Origin of the sequence: Variovorax brevis (assembly GCF_030317105.1) — a bacterium.
In the GTDB taxonomy this organism is placed as follows: Bacteria; Pseudomonadota; Gammaproteobacteria; order Burkholderiales; family Burkholderiaceae_C; genus Variovorax; species Variovorax brevis.
Genome location: NZ_JASZYG010000040.1, coordinates 1 through 21,473, shown reverse-complemented (window position 1 = coordinate 21,473; position 21,473 = coordinate 1). Strand labels below are relative to the sequence as shown.

The window sequence follows — 21,473 nt, the reverse complement described above, 5'->3', positions numbered from 1 at the left end:
GGTCTCCGCAGTGGACCACGGCCCGCAGGCGCCGAGCATCGCCATCGCCCGCATGGCGGCCACCTGCGGCGTCGGCCTCAACAATGCGATGGCCTCGGCCCTCAACGTGCTGGGCGACATCCACGGCGGCGCGGGCGAGCAGGCGGTGGAGATGTACCAGAACATCGCGGCGCGCATCGACGCCGGCGAGGTATTTGCGACCGCAGTGCGTGCGGGCCTGGACGATGCGATCGCCTTGCACGGGAAGTTCGTCTCGGGTTTTGGCCACCGCTTTCATCCAGTCGATCCTCGCGCACCGCGACTGCTGGAACTGGTCGATCAGGCCGCTCAGGCGGGCCACGTCGGCGGGCGCTTCGCGTTGATCGCGCGAGGCGTTGAAGACGAGCTGGCGGCGCGCAAGAACGGCAAGCGCATCCCCATGAACATCGACGGGGCCACGGCCGTGATCTACGCCGAACTCGGATTCCCCGCGCCACTGGCCCGCGGCCTCTTCTGCCTGTCGCGCTCGGTCGGCATCCTGGCGCATGCGTGGGAACAGACGCAACAGGGCGGGCGCAACAAGGGGCCGATTCCACGCGAGTACATCTGGCGCTACGACGGCGAACCCCAAAGGTCGGTTCCAGGCGCGGCTTAGTCACGTCGCAAGCGATGGGGGCTGAGCCTCCATCGCGCACTCCATCTTCCAGGTCACCGCGGACTTCGCGGAATGGCGGTGCCACCGCCGGGGGTTGCTGCGCCCGCAAGTAGCGCGTGCCCGGCCGCCAGTCGGCATTCAAGGAGACTCCAATGTTGCTTCTACTGGGCTACGGCATGGTGGCCACTTTCATGGTGCTCATCATGACCAAGCGCATGTCGGCGCTTGTTGCGCTGGCACTCGTTCCCATCGCGTTCGGACTTGTCGCTGCGTCACCCGATGCGGTCGGCAAGATGATGATGGAAGGCATCACAAAGCTGGCACCCACTGGCGTGATGCTCACGTTCGGCATCCTGTATTTCAGCATCATGACCGATGCGGGGCTGTTCGACCCGTTGATCAGGCTCATTGTCAGATTCGTCGGGCACGATCCGCTCAAACTGCTGGTGGGTACAGCCTTGATGGGCACTGCAGTGGCGCTCGATGGTGACGGAGCAACGACCTACGTGATCTGCGTGACGGCCCTGTTGCCTCTCTATCAACGGCTGGGTGTGCGTCTTCAGTATCTGGCAACGGTGCTGCTCATGTCGATCGGGATCATGAATATCGTTCCTTGGGGAGGGCCCACCGCGCGAGCCGCCGCTGCCATGCACGTCGACGTCGCGGACGTGTTCTTGCCGCTCATCCCTGTCATGCTGATGGGCTTCGCCTACCAGGTTGGCGTAGCTGCCTACCTCGGCCTTCGCGAACGCCGCAGGATTGGCGCGCTGACGATGCCGGACGTGGAGAATGCGGTTCTTGCAGACATCGATGGTTCCTCGGACATCCGGCGGCCAGCCATGATGATCCCGAACCTGCTGCTGACGCTGGCCCTTCTCTACGCACTGATCAAGGGTGTCCTGCCCCTGCCCGCCCTGTTCCTGGTTGCCACGGCGATCGCGTTGCTTCTCAATTACCCCAAGCTGAAAGATCAGCACGCGCGCCTGGCGACCCACGCTTCCAATGTTCTCGCCGTGGTTTCCTTGATCTTTGCGGCGGGAATTTTCACGGGCATTCTCTCCGGCACGGGCATGCTGAAGGCCATGTCAGACGGTTTGTTGAACGTGATGCCCGGTTGGCTGGGTCCTTACATGGCGCCCGCAACCGCCCTGCTGAGCGCCCCGGCCACCTATGTGTTGTCGAATGACGCCTTCTATTTCGGAGTGCTGCCGATCCTGGCTGATACCGCTGGAACGTACGGTATCTCGGCCGCCGAGATGGCTCGCGCCTCGCTGCTCGGGCAGCCTCTGCATCTGCTGAGTCCGCTCGTGGCATCGACCTATCTGCTCGTGGCGCTGTTGGACATCGAATACGGGGACAACCAGCGATCTTCGTTGTTGTGGGTGCTCGGGCTGGTCGTGGTCATGGTGATCGGCGCGTTGGCGATTGGCGTTATTCCGCTCGTCTCGAAGGCGTGACGCCGTTGTGCGATGAAGTGCAGGTAACCAATCCGCGGATATGAGCTTGATTCATCGTCGCTGCAACGCTCGAGTCGCATCACCCGATCGATTCGTCGTGGGCCTGCCTCGCTCTAGGGTCGGGGATCATCCTTGCGGTGCCCTGGTAACAGGCTCGAGGGTTGCCCTATCGTTGATCGAGTCGCATCACCAGATCGATCCCTGGGTGCATCGCTATTTCAGGTTGCCTCGACTTTCTCCCGTTGCGCCTGCATGCCAATGGCCCAGACGAAGCCGGCCAGCTCCCTTGCGACCGCTACGCAGGCCTTGTTGGCCTGCAGGCCACGCGCGTTCAAAGCGGCAAAGCGCTGGGTCAACCGCAGTTGCGCCGTCCAGCCCATTCTTCGTATGGGTTCGGACAACTCTTGCTGTCGAGCCTGCGCCCTTTGTCCTATGCGCGCCGTGAAGCGGTAGTTCCAGGCAGCCTCGGTCAACAGTCGACGTGCATGCGCGTTGCCTGTCTTGGTGATGCTGCCGCGGCTCGTGCGCTCGCCGCTGGAATGCTCGGAAGGAACCAGCCCGAGGTAGCCCATGAGCTTGCGCGGATGGGCAAAGCGCCCGAGATCGCCGATCTCGGCCACCAGGCCAATCGCCGTGATCGCGGCGACACCACGCAGTGCCTGCAGCGCACCGACCACCGGTTCGAAGCGCCAGCCAGTGATCGAGGCCTGCAACGCCTTCGTCAGCCGATCGACGCGATCATCTGCCGCCGTTTCGACTTGCCAGTATTCGGTGAACGCCGTCTGGGCGGCACCGGCGCCGAAGTTCAGCGTCCCCAGCCAGCGGTAGTAGGCACCGCACCACGAGGTCTTGCCCTTGTAGCGCACGTCATGGCGCAGCAGGAAGCCCTTGAGCTGATGGCGGGCTTGCATGCGGCTGTGGACTGCGTCTTCGCGCGCTCGCGACAAATCACGGATCGCTTCGTCGTCCGGATCAGGGATCCACACGGCGCTCAATTGGCCCGCGCGGGAACACTCGGCCAATTGAACGCTGTCGCGTGAGTCGGTCTTGATCCGGTCGCCGGGTCGTCGCGGGATCTGCGACGGAGCAATGATCTCGCAGAGGTAGCCCTTGGCCTTGAGGGCACGCTGCAGACCGAAGCCCGTCGGACCAGCCTCGTACACGATGTGCAATTGCTCTGCGGTGCCGACCTTGGCCAGCATCTTCAGCAACTTGCTCACATCGTGCGGAACCCTGCCGATCAAGCGCCCCGGCGCTCGATCTGGCTCGGCCGTCGCGACGCTGATGCTGTCCTTGTGGACGTCCAAACCCACGTGAATCTTGCTACGCTCTTGCATGGTCGGTCTCCTTGTTGCTGACGACGCAAGTCACAGCATGTAGCTCTACGTTCTTGGACGCAACCTACGATGTTGGAGACCGGCCGCCTGTCCGAGGGACGGCGACCATCATGTCTGGGGCTGCTGCGATGGCGCAGGTGCGGTCTCAAAGCCGCTCAAGCACCGTCGCGATGCCTTGTCCACCACCGACGCACTGCGTGGACAGGGCATAACGGCCCTGCTGGCGCACCAGCAGGGCTGCGGCCTTGCCGGTGATGCGCGCGCCAGTGGCGCCCAGCGGGTGGCCGATGGCCATGCCGCCTCCGTCGATGTTCACGGTCGCCATGTCCAGACCCAGGTCGCGGATGCAGGCCAGCGCCTGTGACGAGAAAGCCTCGTTGATCTCCACCACGTCCAGGTCGGCTGCGGTCAGGCCGGCACGCGCCAGCGCCTTGCGCGTGGCCGGGATCGGGCCGATGCCCATGATGGCCGGATCGACCCCCACGGTCGCAAAGCTGAGCACGCGCGCCAGTGGTTGAAGGCGTTGGCGCTGCGCAAACTCGTCGCTCACGACCAGCACCGCGGCAGCGCCGTCGGTCAGCGGCGACGAGGTGCCCGCCGTGACCACGCCATCGGGCCGGAAGGCCGGCTTCAGGCTCGCCAACGCCTCCAGCGTGGTTGCCGGGCGAATGCAGCCATCCGCATCGACCACCTCGCCATCGGGCAGGCGAATCGGCACGATCTCATCGGCCAGACGGCCTTGCTCCCGGGCAGCGGCAGCCTTCTGGTGCGATTGCAGCGCAAGCCGGTCCCGGTCCTCGCGGTTCACATGCACGTTGCGCACGCGCAATGGTGCCCGTGCGACGACCTGGTTCCCGGAAATTGCGGGCAACCTGGCCAAGGTACGCGGGGGCCCCCATGTCACGGACGGTGAGGTTTGCTTTCTCGACGATCTGGGGCGCAGCGACTTCGACAAGCTGCAGGACCGGGCCAGGAAGCGCAAGTGGGTAGAAGGTATTCCGCTCGTCTACTGTGCTTTCGACCTTCTGGTCGACGATGGCGACGTCATCATCGGCGACCCCTTGCGCTCGCGCAAAGAGCGGCTGGCGACCTTGCTGACGCCGGCGCCACCGAGCGTGCTCGTTGTGGGCCACTTCGAGGAAGGCGGCCAGCAACTGTTCGAGCAGGCGGTGCACCATCTCAAGCTGGAGGGCATAGTGGCGAAACGGCCCGAAAGCGGCTACCTGCCAGGCGTCCGATCGAGGGACTGGGTGAAGGTCAAGCGCAGGGGTGCGACTCCGGCAGAGCGGTTCAAGCACGGGCCCCGTTGATGCGACCGCGGCGCATGCGGGCGCACTTGCTCGCAGGCGCCTGGCGGCTCTCCGGACATGACGAACGACGGCTCGTCGAGGCTCGGTGTTGCCCAGCCCGTGCTCCCTTCCAGGTGCCGCTGCAACGGGCTTCGGGCAACTCTTGCCTTGAGTCGCGAACAATGGTTGTTCTACGGTCGGATGCGCACATGTGTTTTCAAGTTGCAGGTTTGTGTCCAACGCAGTAGAAGTGTCCTTGCTTCAAGGGAGAAAAGCATGTTGGCTGCCGAATGCGCATGGGCTGTGTTGCGTGCCGAGCACGCGCGCTTACGTGAATTGATCGACGTCATGGACGACACGGTGAAGTCCGGAGGTTGGGCGTTCGGCGGACCGCCGGCGCAAGCCCTCGCCACGCTTATCGAACGCATACAGGAATTCGAGCAAACCACGCACCGGCCCAAGGGCGTCGTTCTGGTGAGAGCGCTGCGCGGTCGATCGGTGCAGGCCGACGATCTGCTGATGCGCCTGGAAAGCACACGCGATCGTTGCGACGATCTGCTCTCGCAGGCCAAGGCCAGATTGAAGGCGGCAGCGTCAGGTTCCGCCAGTACCGCCGACGGCATCGAAGCGCTGCTGCAGGAGCATCGCCGTTTGATGCTTGCCCATCTGGACGAGGAAGATTCCCTTCTGCAAACGCAGTCCGAGGAACACCTGACGCGCGAAGAATGGGCGGCGGTGGCCTCGTCGATCTCGGTGGCCATGGGACCGGCCAAACCTTGAATGCCAAGGCACCCGATGGCATATGCCAAGGGCGCGTTCAGCCGCTTGGAGAAACTTCGCGAGAAACGTGTTCACCGATTGCCTCGGTGCACCGCTCAGCCAAGGAGACGAGAGGTCATCATTTGCTGTGCCCCGTCTGTGAATCCGACGCCTTCCAAAACCCCCTCATGGCATTCATCCTCATGTCCCTCTCGGTGGTGAGATAGGCCAAATGTGCTTAAGCACATTTCGCCTATTTGGTGCAGTTTCCTGTTATGCGTTCCGTGTGCATGGCGCCCGCGCCGAGAGCCGAGCCGGACGGAAAGGGCTCAACATAACAGTCTCATGATCGTCATCCCCGGCGGCCACTGGGGCCGCCGTTCACCTGGGAGACGACCATGGAACTGCCCAAGTCTGAAGTGTTGGAACGCTTGTCGTTGGATCAGCTTTGCACCGGCGCCTTGCACGAACTTGAGGGGCTCGGCTACAGCAGAAGAATGCTCGCGCGCTATCGAACAGTCTGGCAGCGCCTGTCGGCGTTCGCGAGCGAGCTGAACCTGCAAGGCCAATACTCCACGGACCTCGCGTTTCGCTTTGAGCAAGCCTACGGGCTGAGCGGTGGCGAGCCGACCAAGCGAGAGGAGGCGTGGCGCAAGCACCTCGTCTTTTGCGTCAGGGTGCTTGACGACTATGCACGCACGGGTCGCATTGACCGCTTCGTCACGGATATGAAGAAGCTCCAGATCCCGCCGGCGATGGTGGCGCCGCTGCGCGCCTTCGAACGATATGGGCGAGAGCGGCGTCATCTGAGCGCATCGACGCTGCAACATCGAATGCTCGTCGTCGCGGCTTTCTTGGCCTTCCTCGGGACGAGGAACGTAGTGATCTTCGATCAGATCCGGCCGGACGACATTGAAGCTTTCGTCACTTCGCGGCAGCACATGACGAAGAAGAGCATCGCTCGGATCGTCTCCGAACTTAGGTCATTTTTTCGGTTCCTGTTCATGCGAGACGTGTTACCTCGTGACTTGAGTGCCGTTCTCCCCAGGATCCGGGTGACGCGCGAGGCCACTATCCCATCGGTGTGGGAACCAGTACTCGTTGCAAAGCTGCTCGCAGCTGTCGACCGCAGTTCGCCCAAGGGGAAGCGCGACTTTGCCATCTTGCTGCTGGCGTCGCGCCTTGGATTGCGCGCCGGCGACATCCGATCGCTGAAGCTTGAGAGTCTCGACTGGGATGCCGCCACGATCCGCTTCGCTCAGGGCAAGACCGGTGCGCAACAGTGCTTGCCACTGGACGAAGAGCTCGGGCAGGCGTTAATCGACTACCTGAAGTTCGGACGACCGCACGTCGAGCATCGTGAAGTGTTTCTGATGCTGACGCCTCCCTACGAGCCGTTTTCGGATCACGACTGCCTCATCCGGGTCGTCGACTACTGGAGGCGCTTCGCGAGCATCGAGTTCCGAAGCAAGCAGCGACACGGGTTGCACTCGTTGCGTCACACGCTGGCGACGAGGCTTCTGCAAGCCGAGACGCCCTTTCACGTGATCTCCGATGTGCTGGGCCATGCATCGGTCGCGTCGACGCTGATCTACGCCAAGGCCGACGTTGAGATGCTGCGCTGCGCCGCGCTGAACACCGAGGAGATGCGCCATGTCGAATGAACTGCGCGATCCAGACCACCACAGTCCACTGGCGCCGCTCATGGAGCGATACGTCCAGCAGCGCCAGGCTTGCGGGTACCGATATGACGAAGCTCGCCGGATACTGGCGCGTCTCGACCGATTCCTTTGCGAGCACGGCCTCGACAAGTGCGAGTTGCCTCGAACCCTGTACCGGACATGGCTCTTGAGGCAGCCAAACGAGAGCGTCGGGACGCAGCAAGTTCGCGTGTCGGTGGTTAGGCAGTTCGCGCTGTACATGTGTCGTCACGAGTACAAGGCCGACGTACCGGACAGGTCATTCACAGCGAAGCCGACGTCCCTCTTTACGCCCCGCGTGTTCACACGTGCCGAAGTCGCCCAATTGTTGCAGGCCGTTGATGAGCTCAGACCCACGGCCAGGGCGCCGCTGCGCCATCTCGTAATGCGAGAGCTCTTTCGCCTCTTGTACGGCTGCGGACTGCGAGTCAGCGAGGCGCTGCACTTGCGCGTTGGGGACGTGGACCTCGTGCGGGGCGTCTTGACGACCCGTGACACCAAGTTCGGCAAGGATCGGCTGGTGCCTCCAGCCCTGGCGCTGATGCAACGCCTTCAGAGGTACGCGGACGCCCTTGGGCCCCGACCGCCAGACGCCTACTTCTTCCCGTCGGAAGGTGGACGCCCCCGGAGCCTCAGTGGCGTCTACCATCTGTTCCGTAAGTTGCTCATGCGCTGCGGGATCCCTCACGGCGGGCGAGGCAAGGGACCGCGGGTCCACGATCTGAGGCATAGCCATGCCGTTCACGCTTTGCTGCACTGGTGCCGCGAGGGCGCTGACCTCGACGCGAAGCTTCCAGTGTTGGCCACATACCTCGGACATCAATCGCTCCAAGGGACTCAGGACTACTTGCATCTGACGGTCGAATTGTTTCCCGAGGTGGTCAAGCGCGCTAACGCCGCCTTTGAAGACGTCATCCCGCGGAGGCCATCATGAAGCCCACCGATCTGTCCACGCATGTCACCGATTTCCTGACCCGCTACCTGGCTGGGCAGCGCAACCTGAGCCCGAATACCATCAAGGCCTACCGTGACGTGTTCGTTCTGCTGCTGCGGTTCAGCCGCGACGTGCGTGGCATTGCCGTGGAACGTTTGTCGCTTGCCCAGTTCGATGTGCCGTACGTCGAGGCCTTCCTGGATCATCTGGCCAACGCCCGGCACTGTTCGGTCCGCACGCAAAACCAGCGGCTCGCCGCGCTGCATTCCTTCTTCCGGTACGTACAGGCGGAGGTTCCTGAGCAATTGCTGCAATGCCAGAAGATCCTGGCCATTCCGCTGCAGCGACAGTCGCAGCCCAGCGTTGGGTATCTCTCCAAGGAACAACTCGTGCAAGTTCTCGCACACCCCGACGCGACGACGGTGCAGGGTCGTAGGGACGCGGTCCTGCTGAGCGTCCTGTACGACACCGGCGCACGCGTCCAGGAACTGATCGATTTGGACGCAGGCGACGTGCGCCTGACATCGCCTGCGCAGATCCGATTGATGGGCAAAGGCCGCAAGGTCCGCATCGTGCCTTTGATGGATGCTACGGCACAACTACTTCGCGATCACATGCAAGAGCATGGCCTGGACCGACCAGAACGGGTACGCGATCCGCTGTTTTGCAATCGTCGTGGCGAGCGGTTCTCGCGTTCGGGCATTCGCTGCGTTCTGCAAAGGCATGTTGCCGCTGTTGGCTGCAGTCACGCGGGTTCCGTCCAGTCAGTGAGCCCCCACCGTTTGCGCCACTATCGACCCTTCTTGACTATGTCTTGCGAATGGGGCGCGTGGCGCAAGTTCGCTAGTCGCCGCGCGAAGGCGCCGTCCGCCCTACCCGACATAGTCTGCCTTTCTACAGGCGGTTGAGGAAGTCCATGAGCTGATCGGCCGGCCGATACCGAGCCGGTCTGCCGTGAATGGGTGTGGCTTTTGCAAGCGCCTGCTCCTTCATGCTCAGAGACGCGTCGAGATAGATCTGAGTGGTCTCGACGCTCTCGTGCCCGAGCCATAGGGCGACCTGATCAGCAAGGAACCTCAGCTGTCCGAGACAGAGGCTCACGTCATGAGCCCCCCGGCTGAGACGATGTGCCAACCTGAACTGGAGGTTGGCCATGGCGCAAAACAAGGTGCAGTACCAACGGGGTCTTCCGATGCTGGAGTTCTTCGATCTGTACGGTTCGCAGGACCGGTGCGAGGGGGCGATGCGGGCCTGGCGCTGGCCAGAAGGCTTCGTCTGCCCGCGCTGCCAAGGCACATGGCACAGCGAGTTCCGCCGCCACGATCGGCTGTACTTCCAGTGCAGCGCGTGTCGCTACCAGTGCAGTCTGCTCAGCGGCACGATCTTCGAATCCAGCAAGCTGGCGCTGCCCACGTGGTTCCTGGCCATGCACCTGATGACGCAGGCCAAGAACAATGTCTCTGCGCTGGAGCTCAAGCGCCATCTGGATATTTCCTATCCGACCGCCTGGCTGGTCAAGCACAAGCTCATGCAGGTGATGTTCCAGCGCGAGGAGGGCCGGCAGCTGACCGGCCGCATCGAGGCGGACGACGCCTACCTCGGTGGCAAGCATCCCGGCGGCAAGCCCGGTCGAGGCTCGCAGAACAAGATCGCCTTCGTCGCCGCGGTGCAGACCACCCAGTCGGGGCAGGCTGTCTTCCTGTGCCTGTCCCGGCGCCCATTTACCAAACAGTCCATCCAGGACTTCGCCGAGAAGTCGCTGGCCGCGCCGGCCACACTCGTCACCGACGGCCTGGGATGCTTCACGGCAGTACGCGGTCGCGGCATCTTGCACGAGCAGCACATCACCGGTGGCGGTGCCGCCAGCGCCAAGCACCCATCGTTCCTGGCCGTCAACACAGCCTTGGGTAACCTGAAGACCGCACTGGCCGGTACGTACCACGCCTTCGGATTCGACAAGTACGCGCATCGATATCTCGGCCAGGTTCAGTATCTGTTCAATCGACGATTCGACCTTCGCTCCATCCTCCAGCGCCTGGCCCGAGCCGCCTGCCAGGCCAAGCCGCACCCGCTTCACGAGGTCCGCGCGGCTGAACTTCCTTGCTGATCAGGTAGGGCGATGACCGAGCGATCCACGCCGGACTGCAGAAGGTCCATGGCCATCGTGTGCCTCAATCGGTGGACGGTGACCCGCTTCTCCCGCAGGGACGGGGCAGCCTTCGAGGCCGTGAGTCGATGCTTGCTGAGCATGTATTGCACACCATGGACGCTCAGGCGTTCGCCCTTGGCGCTCGGAAATAGGATCTGCCCGTCTCCGCGCGGTCTCTCGCGCAACCAGGCTGTCAACACGGCCTGCGTTGGCTTAGCCAGCGGAGTACACCGCTCCTTGCGGCCCTTGCCGAGCACCTGCAGGTGCGCACCTGTTCCCAGGACGAGATCTTCGCGCTTGAGCCCAGTCATCTCGGACAGCCGCAAGCCGGTCTGTACGGCCACCAGCATGAAGGCGTGATCACGCCGCCCGGACCATGTCTGCCGATCCGGGGCGAGTAGCAAGGCATCGACCTCCGCGCGGGTCAAAAAGGGCACCAGGGTGCGCGTGTGACGTTTGCTGGGGATGGCGAGCACACGCTGAACTTGTGCGGAGTGCGCCGGTGCTTCGAAGGCCGCGAAGCGGAAGAAGGAATGAATCGCCGTGAGTCGCAGGTTGCGGCTTCGAACGCTGATGCCGCGGCGCTTCTCCAGGTCGTCCAGAAACGCCACAACCAAGGGCGCATCGATCTCCTCGAAGCTCAGGTGTGATGGCGATCTATGCAGCCGCTTCTCGACGAATACCAAGAACTGCCGGAAGGTGTCGCGATAGGAACTGACGGTGTGTGCACTGGCCTGTCGCTGCTGCATCAAGCGCTGCGTGAAGAAGCGCTCCAGCAGCGGGGCAAAGCTGGCGGGGCGGCTCATGGCCGTCCTCCCCAACGGTGTTCGAGGCGACGCATGGCCTCACGCATCAACTCGGGAGACCCATTGAGATACCACTGCGTGTCGGCGACGTGAACATGCCCGAGATAAGCTGACAGCACCGGCAGCAGGCGCTCGGGATCCTGGTCGCGCTGGTACCAACGCACGAGCGTGTTCGTCGCGAATCGATGGCGCATGTCATGCAGCCGCGGCCCGTGGCTGTCGGTCGCTTTGCGCAGACCGATCTGCCGCGACAGCGCATAGAACGTCCGATGCACTTCGGCAACATCCAGGCGATTGCCCCGGTTAGAGACGAACACGTAGGTTGAAACCGAGCGATTGGCCCAATGGTGCCCGCGTTCGGCAAGGTATCTCCTGAGCACCCTGCAGGTGGATGCGTGCAGGGGTACGAGGCGGTCCTTCCCAAGCTTGGCCCCGCGGATGGTCAATACCCCGTTATCCAGGTCGACATCTGGCAGCTTGAGGTTGAGCGCCTCGCCCAGGCGCAGGCCCGTGACACTCAGGATTCCAAACAGGCAGTGGTACTCCCGCGGTCTGAGCGCGTCGTACTTGCAGCGGTAGGTCATGCCCTGTGCTGCCCGCAGCAAGCGGCGGATCTCGTCGTCCGAATACAGATAGGGACGCGCCCGTCGAGGTTGGAAAGGCAGAAGATCCGACGGCGGAATTTGCGTGCGTGGATCGGTCGCACTGCGGTAGCGGGCGAAGCCGCGAACAAAGCTCAGTCGTTGCGCCCAGTGGGCTGGCGTGGCCTCTCTGGGCAGTTGCGCCCAGGTGAGCGCCAGCGCCGAGGTGATGTAGCTCGCGTGACGCTGGCGCATGAAGGCAGCGAACTCGAGCAAGCCCTTGCCGGCTTCCCTGAGCTTGAAACCCAGACCGCGCCGCATTGTCAGATATTCTTGAATGGCCACATGCAAGGTCTTCATGGCGCACCCTTCGGCCACGGCGGCGCCAGCTTGCGCAGGGCCTGGAGATCGACCTTCGTGTAGATCATCGTCGTCTGGGAATGACGATGACCCAGCACATCACCGATCTCGCCCAGCGAAGCGCCGCGGCGCAACATCTCGGTGGCCAGGCCGTGTCGAAACTGATGCGCCCCGAAGGTAGGGGCGTCGACACCGCCGCGCTCCAGGCGATGCCTCACGATCGAGCCAATGGCACTACTCCCTTGGAACGCGCATACCGGTGCTCGCACCCGCAGAAAAAGGTTCCGGCTGGTGGTGGTTGGTCGACCGTTCGTCAGATAGGCGGCGATCGCCCGGCCGACGTCCACCGGCAAAGGCAGTTCGTTGCGATGACCGCTCTTGCCATGTACACGCAGCTGCCCCATGTTCCAGTCGATGTCATCGAGCTTCAAGGACGCCACTTCGCCGGAACGTAGTCCCAATCGCGCAAGAAGCAGCACGATGGCGTAGTCGCGACGTCCTACCGCCGTGCGCCGATCGATGCTGGCCAGCAGCTGGCGCACCTGCTTCGGAGCAATCGCCCGCGGGATCGATGTCATCGTCCAGTTGGGCACGACTGGCACAGCGGCCGCCAGATCAACATCGACGTCACCGCAGAACCGGGCGTAGCTCAGAAACGAGCGCAACGCGCAAGTCATGAGCTTGGCGCGCTTAACGTGCAGGCGCGGCACCTCGTGTTGAACGAAACGCACAACATCGGCGGCACTCAAGCCGGAAAGCATGATCACCCCGGCGCCGAAACGGTACTCAAGAAATTCGCGAACAAACTGAACGTAGTTGACGATCGTGACCGTGGCCAACGCGCGTTGCTCGCGAAGGTACGCCTCGTAGGCACGGATACAGCGATCAACCCAGGACGGCTCGGCCACCGCAGGCTTCTCACCAGGAACCACGCCCTCACGTCGCAGGAAGCACATCAAGTGCATGAGAACCCCGCGGTCATCAGGCCTGGGTCGCGCGCGCCGAGCTCGATACTGAAGGTGCCGCGTCACATGGTCGGACGTGACATCCTGCAGAGCTACCGCCTTCTGCCCGAGCCATTGACTAAAGCAGGCCCCGAGAAGGACATGCCGGTGTATCCACGTCGTCGCATACCCTGTTGAATCCAACGAGTCTGCGAATGCGCCCAGATACGGCGCGATCGGGCCTTCCGGGGCCCGCAGCAGGACAACCTGGCTGTTGATGACGAACTTCATGACGGACCCCTTTTTGCCCCGTCGGGGCAGTACAAGGGGTCCAGACTATGTCGGGCTTCTTGCGTGCCAGCCCGCGCAGAACGCGGCCGCTGGCCAAGTACAAGACACAGTCGGGAAGGGTCGATAGTGCCGCAGCCAGTGTGTGCTGGCCTTTCTGAACTGTTGGGCATCGGCATCGGGAAGGCCTTGGGCCGCGTTCGCCAGAAAAGCCTTGATCGCCTGATAGAGGCCCGATGCCGACCAGGGTGACGGCCGCTTGAGCTCAGCGTCAAACCGCGCCATCACGCAGATGCCCCGGTTGCTCACCGCCCCCACCTGCCGCTCGAAGCCATGCCGCGCGAGTTCATCGCCAAGTTCGTCGACCAGTTCGGCCGGTACCGGTAGCTGGCGGCGGCGCCCGCCCTTTCCAACCACTGACAACATCCAGCCCGTTTCCGTCGTGTCGTCTTCTGTCCTGTACTCGACCTGGTCCAGGTCTTCACATTTCGAATTCGCAATCTCGGCCAGGCGCAGGCCGGTCGCATAGAGCCAGCGCATGGCGCGTCTCAGCCTCCGCTGCACTTCGGTGTGGCCGTGATCACGCAGCAGCCCATCGATGTGATCCCACTGCGCAAAGGTCAAGGTCCTGCTCGAGCCCAGAGGCCGTTGTGCATGAGCCGGCAGCGCCACCGCCACCAACGGATTGCCGACGACATATCCTTGGCTCATCCAGAAAGAAAATAGTCCCCTCAGGATGATCAACGCCTGGCGCAGCGCCACCGGGCTCATGGGCCCTTCGAGCGGCCGCCACAATGGCGACCAGCGCTGGTGGTGCCGCGGCCCGCACCAGCTCGATGGCGGATCGGCGAGGAACTCCCGGTACGCCGTCACGTCCTCCACTGACAGCGACGACAACGCCTTTTTTCGCTCCAGGATCGCCCAGAGCAAGAGGCGTTCTGCTTCTTTTCGATAGGCCCGCTGCGTTGAGGACGCCTGCACCCCTTCGCCGGATGTCTTGCCACTCGTCTTCGACGCCAGTCACGCCCCGATCGCCTCGTAGTCATTGGCGGCCATCAACAGGCACCGCTCGAGGGGCGCCCTGAATCGCCCTGCACTCCCGTCAAGGTCCGCCGGCACCACGAATTTTTCATAGGGACGGATCGCGGTCGCGGGCGGCATGACCTCATTCAGGGCCGTTGGCGTCAACTGGGCACGCGGGTGCAGGACATGATCGCCGATGCGAAGGCCCAGCGCTTTCTCGTAGAAGAAAGTAAATCTGATACCGGCCGCGCGTGAGTTTGTCTCTAGGCGGCTGCTCACGTCGTCACAGATTTACCGTCGAAAGAAGGAAAGTAAATCCGGAACTTCGCAACCGCGCAAACCAAATCCGATACTTCGCGAATCCAACGCCTCGAGGGCTGCGTGAGGTGTTGAATTCACCCTTTCGCTGCAAGTACTGCCGCAGCTGCTACGCCTCACTCGGCAACGCGCGTGGACACGCGAATTTGTGAACAGCGCGCCGGAGTGGCGCAATTGCCTTGGGGCGGTGTGGGGGTGGGCAAGCATTGGGTCGCCCAGTCGTCGGCGAATCGCTTGCCACCGTGAGCAGCCACGCTACTTTGCGCGAGTGCGCTGCCTGTCTGCGCGGGCCGCGCACGCGGCTCGCGCTACTTCACAGTTGCACGCTCCTTCTCGCCCTCTGCCACGGATTGGGAAACACCCTCTTGGATGCAACAATGAGTTCTTTGGCGTGGGCGGCAAGGACTGTATGGAGGACGTCATGGAGAACTTCGCTGAATGGCTTGACAAAATGGCCGGTGGGCGCATTTCCCGGAAGGACTGTCCGGCAAGCACTTCGGCGCACGCGTACGCCACAGCGATGCGAGCGGCGCTCCCCTTGGCCTGCGCCGCAGTTCTGGCCTTGGCAGGATGCGTGTACTACGGCTACCAAGCCCCGGGAATCGCCACTGCCGGCTTTGACCGTTGCTTCGCGGCCGCCGCGGGCGCGCTACGCTCCCAAGGCATGGTCATCAGCCTTGAAGACCGCAGCAGCGGCACCGTCGTGGGCCGGCTCGGCACGGGCGCCACCGTGACTGCCACGGTCCAGGAGCTCCCCGATGGCAGAGTGAGCGTGCAATTCGATGCAACGGGCGCGCGCGATCCGGTACTGATCGATCGCGTTTCGCGCAACTACGACTTCCGTATGGGGTTGTGAGTATTGGCGGCAGCGATGCAACTACCTTGGCCAGAGGCGTTCTACGCGCGGCGAAGCAGCATCCAGCAAGGTGTCGGCCACGTCGGGTAACAAGTGTCGACAGTGCTTACCCGACGCGGGCGAGCTGGTCAATTTGACGTGGAACCGGTCACTCGTGCGTCCGCTTAGAGGATCGCGACATGTAAGCGGCGTGGCCGTTTGCTCAGTCGGTCCGCAATGCAAGGCGGGCCTTCACCGCCTCCACCAGCGGCTAGATCGACGCAGGCGGGAAGGGCGAGACGCTGCTGACGTTGATCTCGCAGAGCACGAAGCGCTCGGGCTGATCAGCGGTCGGCTCGCCCAGCATGAAGTCACAGTCCCATAGCATCGGCAGTTGCGCGCGCGTCAACCCGAGGCGTTGCTGCAGTTGCGCGATCCATTGCGTTTCCAGCAGGCGCTTCAGCGTCTGGAATTGCGCTAGTTCGGCGCCGTGATAGAGACGTCGCCCGGGTGTGGGCGCGGCTTCGCTTGCGCGTGCGGGGTACAGGGCATTGATCGCCTGGTGGCCGAAGCCGGTCACGCGGTCCTCGACCATATAAGCGCGCACCATGCCGTCGACCAGACGCGGTTGCCACGCCTGGTCGATCATGTGGCCGCCGTTGGCAGGTTCGAAATACGGCGCCATGCGCTGGAGCAATGTCGGCAGGTCGATGCGCTCCTCCTGGCTGCCGCGTTGCGCATGCCGCACGCGCAGCAGCGGCGAGTCTTCGATACGCTCGACCCGCCACACCCCGATGCCGCTGTGCCCTCGATACTGCTTGAGCACGCGCGCTCCGTGGCGCAGGCGATCGGGCAGTCCGGCTGCGAGCTCGTCGAGTGTGTCGACGCGGACGGCATCGCTGCCGAAGGGCAGGTCGCGCGCGTCAACCAGCACGTCCTTGGTGCCCAAGCGCAGGATGGTGTCCGGATGCGTGCTGACGAAAACGCCGGCCTGCGCGACTTCGCGCAAGACAGCGTCGAGCCGGTCGCGGCGGCGGCCGGCCTCGACCGGATTGCACCAGACGAGCACGGCGTCGAGGCCCCGCAACTGCGCGGCAACCTCATCGGCAAATTCGTCGTGGTAGACAGCAGGTTGCGCAGCCACGCCGGCCGCCGCGAAGGCTGCGAACAACGCCGCGAAGCGGCTTTCAGCCGGATCGCTGCGCTCGCGCATCGGGCGATCGCCCGGGTAGAGCAAGGCCACAGACATCGGGCGATGGGCTGGCATGACCTTCACCCTCGCGGCTTCTCGCTCACCTGTCGGCCCGACGCGATCCAGCCATCGATGCCCCCGCGAAGAAATTGGGCGTCCACGCCGGCCGCGCGCAGCCGCATCGCGGTCGAGCGCCCGACTTCATGCCCGTAGACACAGTAGACGACGACCGGCTGCCCGCTGGGTAGCTCCTGGCCCCATTCGCCGACTGACTTGGGGTCGCACCACTTCGCGCCCGGGATCATCGAGTCTGCCTGCTCGAAGGCACCGGCGCGGCGAACATCGAGCACCAACGCGCCCGCTAGCGAATCCCTGTCTGCGGCATAGGGCTCGCTCGCTTCGTGCACTGCAACCTGGTAGCGTTGGTAGACGCCACCCCAGTCGATGTGGGCGATGAGCTCGTCGACATCGGTCGCGTCACGCTCGCGCATGTCGAGCGCAAGGATCGGGACGCCGCGCGGGTGTGCATGCTCGGCAGTCCATTGATTCAACAGCGTGCCTTCGTTCGGCTGGAACGCGAGCAACAACCACCCTGAGTTGTGCGCCGATGCGCAAGCGACGAACTCGTCGCGCCAGCGCTCGAAGCTGCCGAAGTTCGCATCAAGCGCCAGCTTCATCGCGGGCTCCATCGTGATGCCGTCGCCTCCGAGGCACTCGAAGTGCGGGTCCCATAGCGAAGATATGCGCGCTTCCATATCGACTCCTCCAGATCACGTCTTGGTGGCGCTTGCGGCTGCGAGCCGAGCGGCCGCCCGATCCCAGTTCACGTTCTGGAAGAAGGCGTCGATGTACTTCGCTGCCGCAGCGCCGTAGTCCATCTGATACGAGTGTTCGTACATGTCCATGACGAGGACCGGCACGGTAGCGGCCGGCCCGTGAGCGTGGTCGGCCATCCCGTAGTTCTCGAGCTGCCGTGTATGGAGGTTGAATCCCAGTACGACCCAACCCGAGCCGCCTCCAAGTCCTGCGCCGATGCGACGGAATTCCGCCTCCCAGGCGTCGAAGCTGCCGAAGGCCTAGCCGATGATTTGCCGTTCCTGCGCGCCGGCCTTGCCATCGCCGCCCAGGTTGTCAAAGTAGTGCTCGTGGAACACGACGGACCCGGTTCGCACCAGGTGCTCGCGCTTGAGCGTGTTGTAGACGCAGGGAGGCAAATCCTTGTCGCCCATCGCGTCGGCGAGGCGCTTCTTGACGACCGCCAGTGCCTTTACCGAGCCGCCGTAGTTGTTCTCCCAGTGAGAACGGATCAAGCGCTCGGACAGGCCGGAGAGCTTCGCCGGGTCGAAGGACAGCGGCTTGAGGGTGTCGCTGGCCTGGAAGGCGGGTGCGGTGGTCACGGCGGTCTCCTTGGACGAATCTGGGGTGGTTGCGGCTGCCGCAACGTGCGTGGCAGTCAGCGCGATGGCGCCGACGCCGGTTGCCGCGATGAACTCGCGGCGGGAAGCAAACAGTCTCTGGGTGCATTGCAGGCTCCTCATGTGGATCACACGTGCGTCATGCGTGACTGGCCAGCGGGTAGAGCACCAGCCCGGCCAGCGCGGCGACCACCACGACGACCGGTTCCGGTACCTTCTTGAAGCGCCACAGGACACCGACGGTAATCAGTGCCAGTGCGGCCGTGGAGAGATCGGTGATCGACCGCTGGCCGATGACGATCGCCGCTCCTGAAATTGCCCCGATGGCTGCGGCGGTCACGCCGTCGACGAAGGCCACGATGCCGGGGCGCTTGCCGTGCTTCCTGAAGTACGGCGCAGGCAGGATGGTGAACAGATAACAGGGAATGAAGGTGCCCGCGGCTGCGACCACCGCACCCCAGAAGCCCGAGACCAGGAAACCGATGAAGCCGGTGGTGATGACCACAGGGCCGGGCGTGATCATCGCGACGGCGACAGCATCGACGAACTGGCGGTCGGTCAGCCAGTGGTGCTCCTGGACCACGCCGCCGTACAGGAAGGGGACGATCGCAAGGCCGCTGCCAAACACGAAACTGCCGGCATACGCAAAGAACGCGCCGATCTGGCCCAGCTTGTGCCAGTCGAGCGCATCGATCGCGAAGGAGGCCACGATCGGGGCGGCGACGCTGTTGACGGCCCGCCCGGACATCCACTTCGGCGGCACCCGCAGCAGCCAGACCAGCACGCCGGAACCGAGGAAGACCCATACGATCTCGGACTTGGTGATCACCGTGACCGCCGCGCTCACCAGGAAGATGGCCCACAGCGGCTTGTCCTTGCCGATGTTCTTCGTCGTGAGCTTGTAGGCGCTCATCGCGATGATCCCGATGACGGCGGCGCCGACGCCGTAGAAGACAGCCTGCATCCACGCGATGCCGCCATAGGTCGTGTAGGCCGCGCCGATGGCGACGACCATCAGGAACGACGGCAGCACGAACGCAATCCCGACCAGCGTCGCGCCGAGCACATGGTAGTGGACGTAGCCGAGATAAATCGCCAGTTGGGCGGCGAGCGGTCCGGGCATCAACTGCGCGAGGGCCATGCCTTCCTTGTATTCGCCTTCGGAGATCCAACCTCGTCTTTCGACGAGGTCCCGGTACATGTAGCCGACCAGTGCCACGGGCCCGCCAAAGCCCCAAGTGCCCAAGGCGAGCATGTAGCGAACGAGTTGCCATATCGAATAGCTGTGCTGCGGAGCGCCTTCGTTTGTCATTGAGATCTTCTCGTTCATCGGCCTTCGGGCTTGTCGCTGTTCGGCTGGGCTTCGCGCTGGAAGTGCGCGTGCAGGGAATCAAGCACCGTGCTCATCTCCCCGAGCAGCGCGTCGTCGTCGCTCAGCCTCTCGCGCGCACCCGACATCACAGCCTCGAAGCCCTTCGCTTCCGGGGCCGCGTCGCCGCCGACATCCAACGCATGCACGATGGACCCGAGTCGCACGAGTGCCGGGTCACCTTCCAGACCGAAGCTGGCCAGCAGCGTCTCGAAGGTCACGCGATCGCCCATGTGCGTGAAGGTCGCGCCGTCGAAGTCGAACCCGAGCGCGCGCTTCGGACAGTCGGAAGGCTTGGCGAGCCACTGGAATCGGGCGTCCCGATCGATGAAGCGGCGGATCAGCCAGGCGCTCGCCACGCGGTCCACCCACAAGCGCCGGCGCGTCGCCCACAGGCGGCCCTGGTACTCGGTTGCGTCGAGCCGTGGGATGCGGCCCTCTGACTCATGCGGCTCGTCGGGCGAGAGCAGGGCTTCGATATGGTCGTTGAAATCGGTCCAGGCAGCGTCTGCCTCGACGCTCGCCTCACCCGGGAAGAAGTCGATGGCACGCGCGGCGTCGAATTCGCGCTGCAGCTTTCGCTGCAGCCGTGCGAGTTCTGGCGCACCCATGGAGGCCAGGCCGCGATGCGCCTCCTTCCACGCCTTGCGCAGTTCCGCATAGTCCTCGCTGCGATCGAAAAGCTGGCGATAGGTCGTGGCCTCCTCGGCGGAGCGTGGCTGGACGGTCATCAACCAGGAGGTGCCACCTTCACGCAGGCATTCGTCGCCGAGCTCTTGCAGCGCCTGCTCGTGTTCGGGCCGGGCGGGCAGCAGATGCGCGCCGTCGCGCAAGGCCACGCAGCCGAGCGCCTTGAGGCCTCGCCAGACACGCATGCGGGCTGTGGCGCTCGTGGTCGGCAGGGAGATGACCAGCAATAACCACGATGTGTTTGAATATTCCACGTAGAAGATATTACATTGGTGTAGACTTTATGACATTGCAACCCTGACGCACGGAGGGGGTCCGCGCGGCTCCGGATGCACCGCCCGGCGGCGGGCAGGGGCGGGCGCCGTTGTCGCGGCCGTGCTGGGCGCATGGTTCCTTGCCGGCGTTGTCCCCGTGGCCGTGGCGCAGTCGCTGGTGCTGGAGCGCCGCATCGAGCTGCCTTCGGTGCGCGGCCGCATCGACCACATGGCCGTCGACCTCGAAGGCCGACGCCTCTTCGTCGCGGCCTTTTCATCGGATTCGCTTGAAGTCGTTGATCTGCGCGAAGGCAAGCGCGTCGACAGGATCACATCGCTGCACGAACCACAGGGCGTGCTCTACCTGGCGCGCCTCCGGCGGCTCCTTGTGGCGAACGGCGCCGGCGGCGGGTACAGGCTTTCACCGACGGCAAGTCGCCTGTCACGGCAAACCAACCCTCGCTGGACGTCGCGGACAACCTGCGCGTGGATCCGATCAATGGCGATGTGTACGTCGGCGCCGGCAAGGCGTTGGTCGCGCTCCACACTGATCGCTTGCGGATCCTGCGCAGGATCGAACTTGCCGGGCATCCCGAGTCTTTCCAAATCGAGTCTTCGGGCTACCGGGACAAGGCGATGATCGAGGCGTTGCGCAAGGTGATCAAGCGGATGCATTACCCGCTTGAGGTGATGCTCACCTGCGTGCGCTGGTACGCGGCTTACCCTTTGAGCTTTCGGCATATCGAAGAGATGATGGGCGAGCGCGGCGAGCTCGTCGACCACGCCACGCCACGGTTCATCGATGGTCGATCAAGATCCTGCCGGTGATGGCCGCGGCGTTTCGTCAACGCATGTGTCCGGTGGGCGCGAGTTGGCGGATGGACGAAACTTACATCAGGGTCGCAGGCCAGTGGAAGTATCTGTACCGAGCGGTCGACCGCGACGGCGACACGATTGACTTTCTGCTGCGTGCCAAGCGTGATCACGCAGCCGCACGATGCTTCTTTGAACAGGCCAGCGGACTGCGCGGCGTGCGAGCGTCGCGGCGTCGATCTTGTCAGTCTTGACCTTGGCACATGCGATCGCGCGCACCTGCAAGGGATTGGCGATGGCCACGCGATGCACGAACGGCGTCAACA

Annotated in this window: 20 protein-coding genes and 3 pseudogenes; 10 read left to right on the top strand and 13 right to left on the bottom strand. The window is 63.7% G+C overall.

Going from position 1 to position 21,473, the window contains the following annotated elements; genetic code table 11:
• Together QTI66_RS38090 and QTI66_RS38085 are read left to right on the top strand one after the other, a co-directional pair.
• A partial coding sequence (locus tag QTI66_RS38090; RefSeq protein ID WP_286562472.1) for a citryl-CoA lyase occupies window positions 1–634 on the top strand: 634 nt, incomplete at its 5' end.
• Between the two features lie 152 nt (window positions 635–786).
• Complete coding sequence (locus QTI66_RS38085; RefSeq protein WP_286565567.1) at window positions 787–2,091, top strand: CitMHS family transporter; 1,305 nt, start codon at window positions 787–789, stop codon at window positions 2,089–2,091.
• A gap of 218 nt (window positions 2,092–2,309) precedes the next feature.
• Here QTI66_RS38085 and QTI66_RS38080 read toward each other — a convergent pair whose 3' ends face one another.
• Window positions 2,310–3,428 (bottom strand): IS110 family RNA-guided transposase, encoded by a 1,119-nt coding sequence (locus QTI66_RS38080; RefSeq protein WP_286565566.1) that lies wholly within the window; start codon window positions 3,426–3,428, stop codon window positions 2,310–2,312.
• 145 nt (window positions 3,429–3,573) lie between these two features.
• Window positions 3,574–4,224 (bottom strand): annotated as a pseudogene (locus QTI66_RS38075) (thiolase family protein); the annotation flags it as partial.
• Between the two features lie 19 nt (window positions 4,225–4,243).
• Here QTI66_RS38075 and QTI66_RS38070 point away from each other — a divergent pair.
• From QTI66_RS38070 to QTI66_RS38045, 6 genes are all read left to right on the top strand, one after another.
• Window positions 4,244–4,738: an ATP-dependent DNA ligase gene (locus QTI66_RS38070; RefSeq protein WP_286565565.1), complete on the top strand. Its 495-nt coding sequence runs from the start codon at window positions 4,244–4,246 to the stop codon at window positions 4,736–4,738.
• Window positions 4,739–4,993: 255 nt separating this feature from the next.
• Window positions 4,994–5,497 (top strand): hemerythrin domain-containing protein, encoded by a 504-nt coding sequence (locus QTI66_RS38065; RefSeq protein ID WP_286565564.1) that lies wholly within the window; start codon window positions 4,994–4,996, stop codon window positions 5,495–5,497.
• Window positions 5,498–5,874: 377 nt separating this feature from the next.
• Window positions 5,875–7,140, top strand: coding sequence for a site-specific integrase (locus QTI66_RS38060; protein WP_286565562.1), 1,266 nt, complete (start codon window positions 5,875–5,877; stop codon window positions 7,138–7,140).
• Entirely contained in the window at window positions 7,130–8,110 is a 981-nt protein-coding gene (locus tag QTI66_RS38055) for a tyrosine-type recombinase/integrase (RefSeq protein ID WP_286565561.1), read from the top strand. Before QTI66_RS38060 ends, QTI66_RS38055 begins: the two co-directional genes overlap by 11 nt.
• A complete protein-coding gene (locus QTI66_RS38050; RefSeq protein WP_286565560.1) occupies window positions 8,107–9,018 on the top strand; it encodes a tyrosine-type recombinase/integrase in 912 nt (303 codons plus the stop codon). Before QTI66_RS38055 ends, QTI66_RS38050 begins: the two co-directional genes overlap by 4 nt.
• Window positions 9,019–9,263: 245 nt before the next feature.
• Entirely contained in the window at window positions 9,264–10,217 is a 954-nt protein-coding gene (locus tag QTI66_RS38045; RefSeq protein WP_286565559.1) for an IS1595 family transposase, read from the top strand.
• Here QTI66_RS38045 and QTI66_RS38040 read toward each other — a convergent pair.
• The 5 genes from QTI66_RS38040 to QTI66_RS38020 form a co-directional block, all read right to left on the bottom strand.
• Window positions 10,184–11,065 carry a tyrosine-type recombinase/integrase gene (locus tag QTI66_RS38040; protein ID WP_286565558.1) on the bottom strand — a complete coding sequence of 294 codons (882 nt, stop codon included), beginning with the start codon at window positions 11,063–11,065 and terminating at the stop codon, window positions 10,184–10,186. The two genes, QTI66_RS38045 and QTI66_RS38040, sit on opposite strands and share 34 nt — an antisense overlap.
• A complete protein-coding gene (locus QTI66_RS38035) occupies window positions 11,062–12,006 on the bottom strand; it encodes a tyrosine-type recombinase/integrase (RefSeq protein ID WP_286565557.1) in 945 nt (314 codons plus the stop codon). Before QTI66_RS38035 ends, QTI66_RS38040 begins: the two co-directional genes overlap by 4 nt.
• Window positions 12,003–13,241, bottom strand: a complete 1,239-nt coding sequence (locus QTI66_RS38030; RefSeq protein WP_286565556.1) for a site-specific integrase — start codon at window positions 13,239–13,241, stop codon at window positions 12,003–12,005. The genes QTI66_RS38035 and QTI66_RS38030 overlap by 4 nt, the downstream gene beginning before the upstream one ends.
• Before the next feature lie 45 nt (window positions 13,242–13,286).
• Window positions 13,287–14,168 (bottom strand): tyrosine-type recombinase/integrase, encoded by an 882-nt coding sequence (locus QTI66_RS38025; protein ID WP_286565555.1) that lies wholly within the window; start codon window positions 14,166–14,168, stop codon window positions 13,287–13,289.
• Window positions 14,169–14,258: 90 nt separating this feature from the next.
• The gene (locus QTI66_RS38020; protein ID WP_286565554.1) at window positions 14,259–14,540 is read right to left on the bottom strand and encodes a hypothetical protein; all 282 of its coding nucleotides are present in this window, start codon (window positions 14,538–14,540) and stop codon (window positions 14,259–14,261) included.
• Between the two features lie 460 nt (window positions 14,541–15,000).
• Between QTI66_RS38020 and QTI66_RS38015 the strand changes: the two genes are divergently transcribed.
• The gene (locus QTI66_RS38015) at window positions 15,001–15,435 is read left to right on the top strand and encodes a hypothetical protein (RefSeq protein WP_286565553.1); all 435 of its coding nucleotides are present in this window, start codon (window positions 15,001–15,003) and stop codon (window positions 15,433–15,435) included.
• Between the two features lie 250 nt (window positions 15,436–15,685).
• Here the strand turns inward: QTI66_RS38015 and QTI66_RS38010 are convergent, their stop codons facing one another.
• The 6 genes and pseudogenes from QTI66_RS38010 to QTI66_RS37990 all read right to left on the bottom strand — a co-directional run bounded on the left by QTI66_RS38010 (window position 15,686) and on the right by QTI66_RS37990 (window position 20,265).
• Window positions 15,686–16,681 carry a Cj0069 family protein gene (locus QTI66_RS38010; RefSeq protein WP_286565552.1) on the bottom strand — a complete coding sequence of 332 codons (996 nt, stop codon included), beginning with the start codon at window positions 16,679–16,681 and terminating at the stop codon, window positions 15,686–15,688.
• Window positions 16,682–16,686: 5 nt separating this feature from the next.
• Complete coding sequence (locus tag QTI66_RS38005) at window positions 16,687–17,361, bottom strand: rhodanese-like domain-containing protein (protein ID WP_286565551.1); 675 nt, start codon at window positions 17,359–17,361, stop codon at window positions 16,687–16,689.
• 15 nt (window positions 17,362–17,376) lie between these two features.
• A pseudogene (locus QTI66_RS40060) lies at window positions 17,377–17,667 on the bottom strand (Fe-Mn family superoxide dismutase); the annotation flags it as partial.
• Window positions 17,668–17,682: 15 nt separating this feature from the next.
• The gene (locus QTI66_RS40055; protein ID WP_444815098.1) at window positions 17,683–18,003 is read right to left on the bottom strand and encodes a hypothetical protein; all 321 of its coding nucleotides are present in this window, start codon (window positions 18,001–18,003) and stop codon (window positions 17,683–17,685) included.
• A 157-nt stretch (window positions 18,004–18,160) separates the two neighbouring features.
• Window positions 18,161–19,333: a chromate transporter gene (locus QTI66_RS37995; RefSeq protein WP_286565550.1), complete on the bottom strand. Its 1,173-nt coding sequence runs from the start codon at window positions 19,331–19,333 to the stop codon at window positions 18,161–18,163.
• A 14-nt stretch (window positions 19,334–19,347) separates the two neighbouring features.
• Complete coding sequence (locus QTI66_RS37990; protein WP_286565549.1) at window positions 19,348–20,265, bottom strand: chromate resistance protein ChrB domain-containing protein; 918 nt, start codon at window positions 20,263–20,265, stop codon at window positions 19,348–19,350.
• A gap of 705 nt (window positions 20,266–20,970) precedes the next feature.
• Here QTI66_RS37990 and QTI66_RS37985 point away from each other — a divergent pair.
• Window positions 20,971–21,359, top strand: a pseudogene (locus QTI66_RS37985) (IS6 family transposase); the annotation flags it as partial.
• Window positions 21,360–21,473: the final 114 nt, after the last annotated feature.

Excerpts from the sequence above, each read along its gene's own strand:
- QTI66_RS38035 (WP_286565557.1), bottom strand. The coding sequence starts at position 12,006 with ATGAAGACCTTGCATGTGGCCATTCAAGAATATCTGACAATGCGGCGC.
- QTI66_RS38055 (WP_286565561.1), top strand. The coding sequence starts at position 7,130 with ATGTCGAATGAACTGCGCGATCCAGACCACCACAGTCCACTGGCGCCG.
- QTI66_RS38080 (WP_286565566.1), bottom strand. The coding sequence starts at position 3,428 with ATGCAAGAGCGTAGCAAGATTCACGTGGGTTTGGACGTCCACAAGGAC.
- QTI66_RS37995 (WP_286565550.1), bottom strand. The coding sequence starts at position 19,333 with ATGACAAACGAAGGCGCTCCGCAGCACAGCTATTCGATATGGCAACTC.
- QTI66_RS38045 (WP_286565559.1), top strand. The coding sequence starts at position 9,264 with ATGGCGCAAAACAAGGTGCAGTACCAACGGGGTCTTCCGATGCTGGAG.
- QTI66_RS38040 (WP_286565558.1), bottom strand. The coding sequence starts at position 11,065 with ATGAGCCGCCCCGCCAGCTTTGCCCCGCTGCTGGAGCGCTTCTTCACG.
- QTI66_RS38015 (WP_286565553.1), top strand. The coding sequence starts at position 15,001 with ATGGAGAACTTCGCTGAATGGCTTGACAAAATGGCCGGTGGGCGCATT.
- QTI66_RS38005 (WP_286565551.1), bottom strand. The coding sequence starts at position 17,361 with ATGGAAGCGCGCATATCTTCGCTATGGGACCCGCACTTCGAGTGCCTC.
- QTI66_RS38065 (WP_286565564.1), top strand. The coding sequence starts at position 4,994 with ATGTTGGCTGCCGAATGCGCATGGGCTGTGTTGCGTGCCGAGCACGCG.
- QTI66_RS38010 (WP_286565552.1), bottom strand. The coding sequence starts at position 16,681 with ATGCCAGCCCATCGCCCGATGTCTGTGGCCTTGCTCTACCCGGGCGAT.
- QTI66_RS38050 (WP_286565560.1), top strand. The coding sequence starts at position 8,107 with ATGAAGCCCACCGATCTGTCCACGCATGTCACCGATTTCCTGACCCGC.
- QTI66_RS38060 (WP_286565562.1), top strand. The coding sequence starts at position 5,875 with ATGGAACTGCCCAAGTCTGAAGTGTTGGAACGCTTGTCGTTGGATCAG.
- QTI66_RS37990 (WP_286565549.1), bottom strand. The coding sequence starts at position 20,265 with ATGCGTGTCTGGCGAGGCCTCAAGGCGCTCGGCTGCGTGGCCTTGCGC.
- QTI66_RS38085 (WP_286565567.1), top strand. The coding sequence starts at position 787 with ATGTTGCTTCTACTGGGCTACGGCATGGTGGCCACTTTCATGGTGCTC.
- QTI66_RS38030 (WP_286565556.1), bottom strand. The coding sequence starts at position 13,241 with ATGAAGTTCGTCATCAACAGCCAGGTTGTCCTGCTGCGGGCCCCGGAA.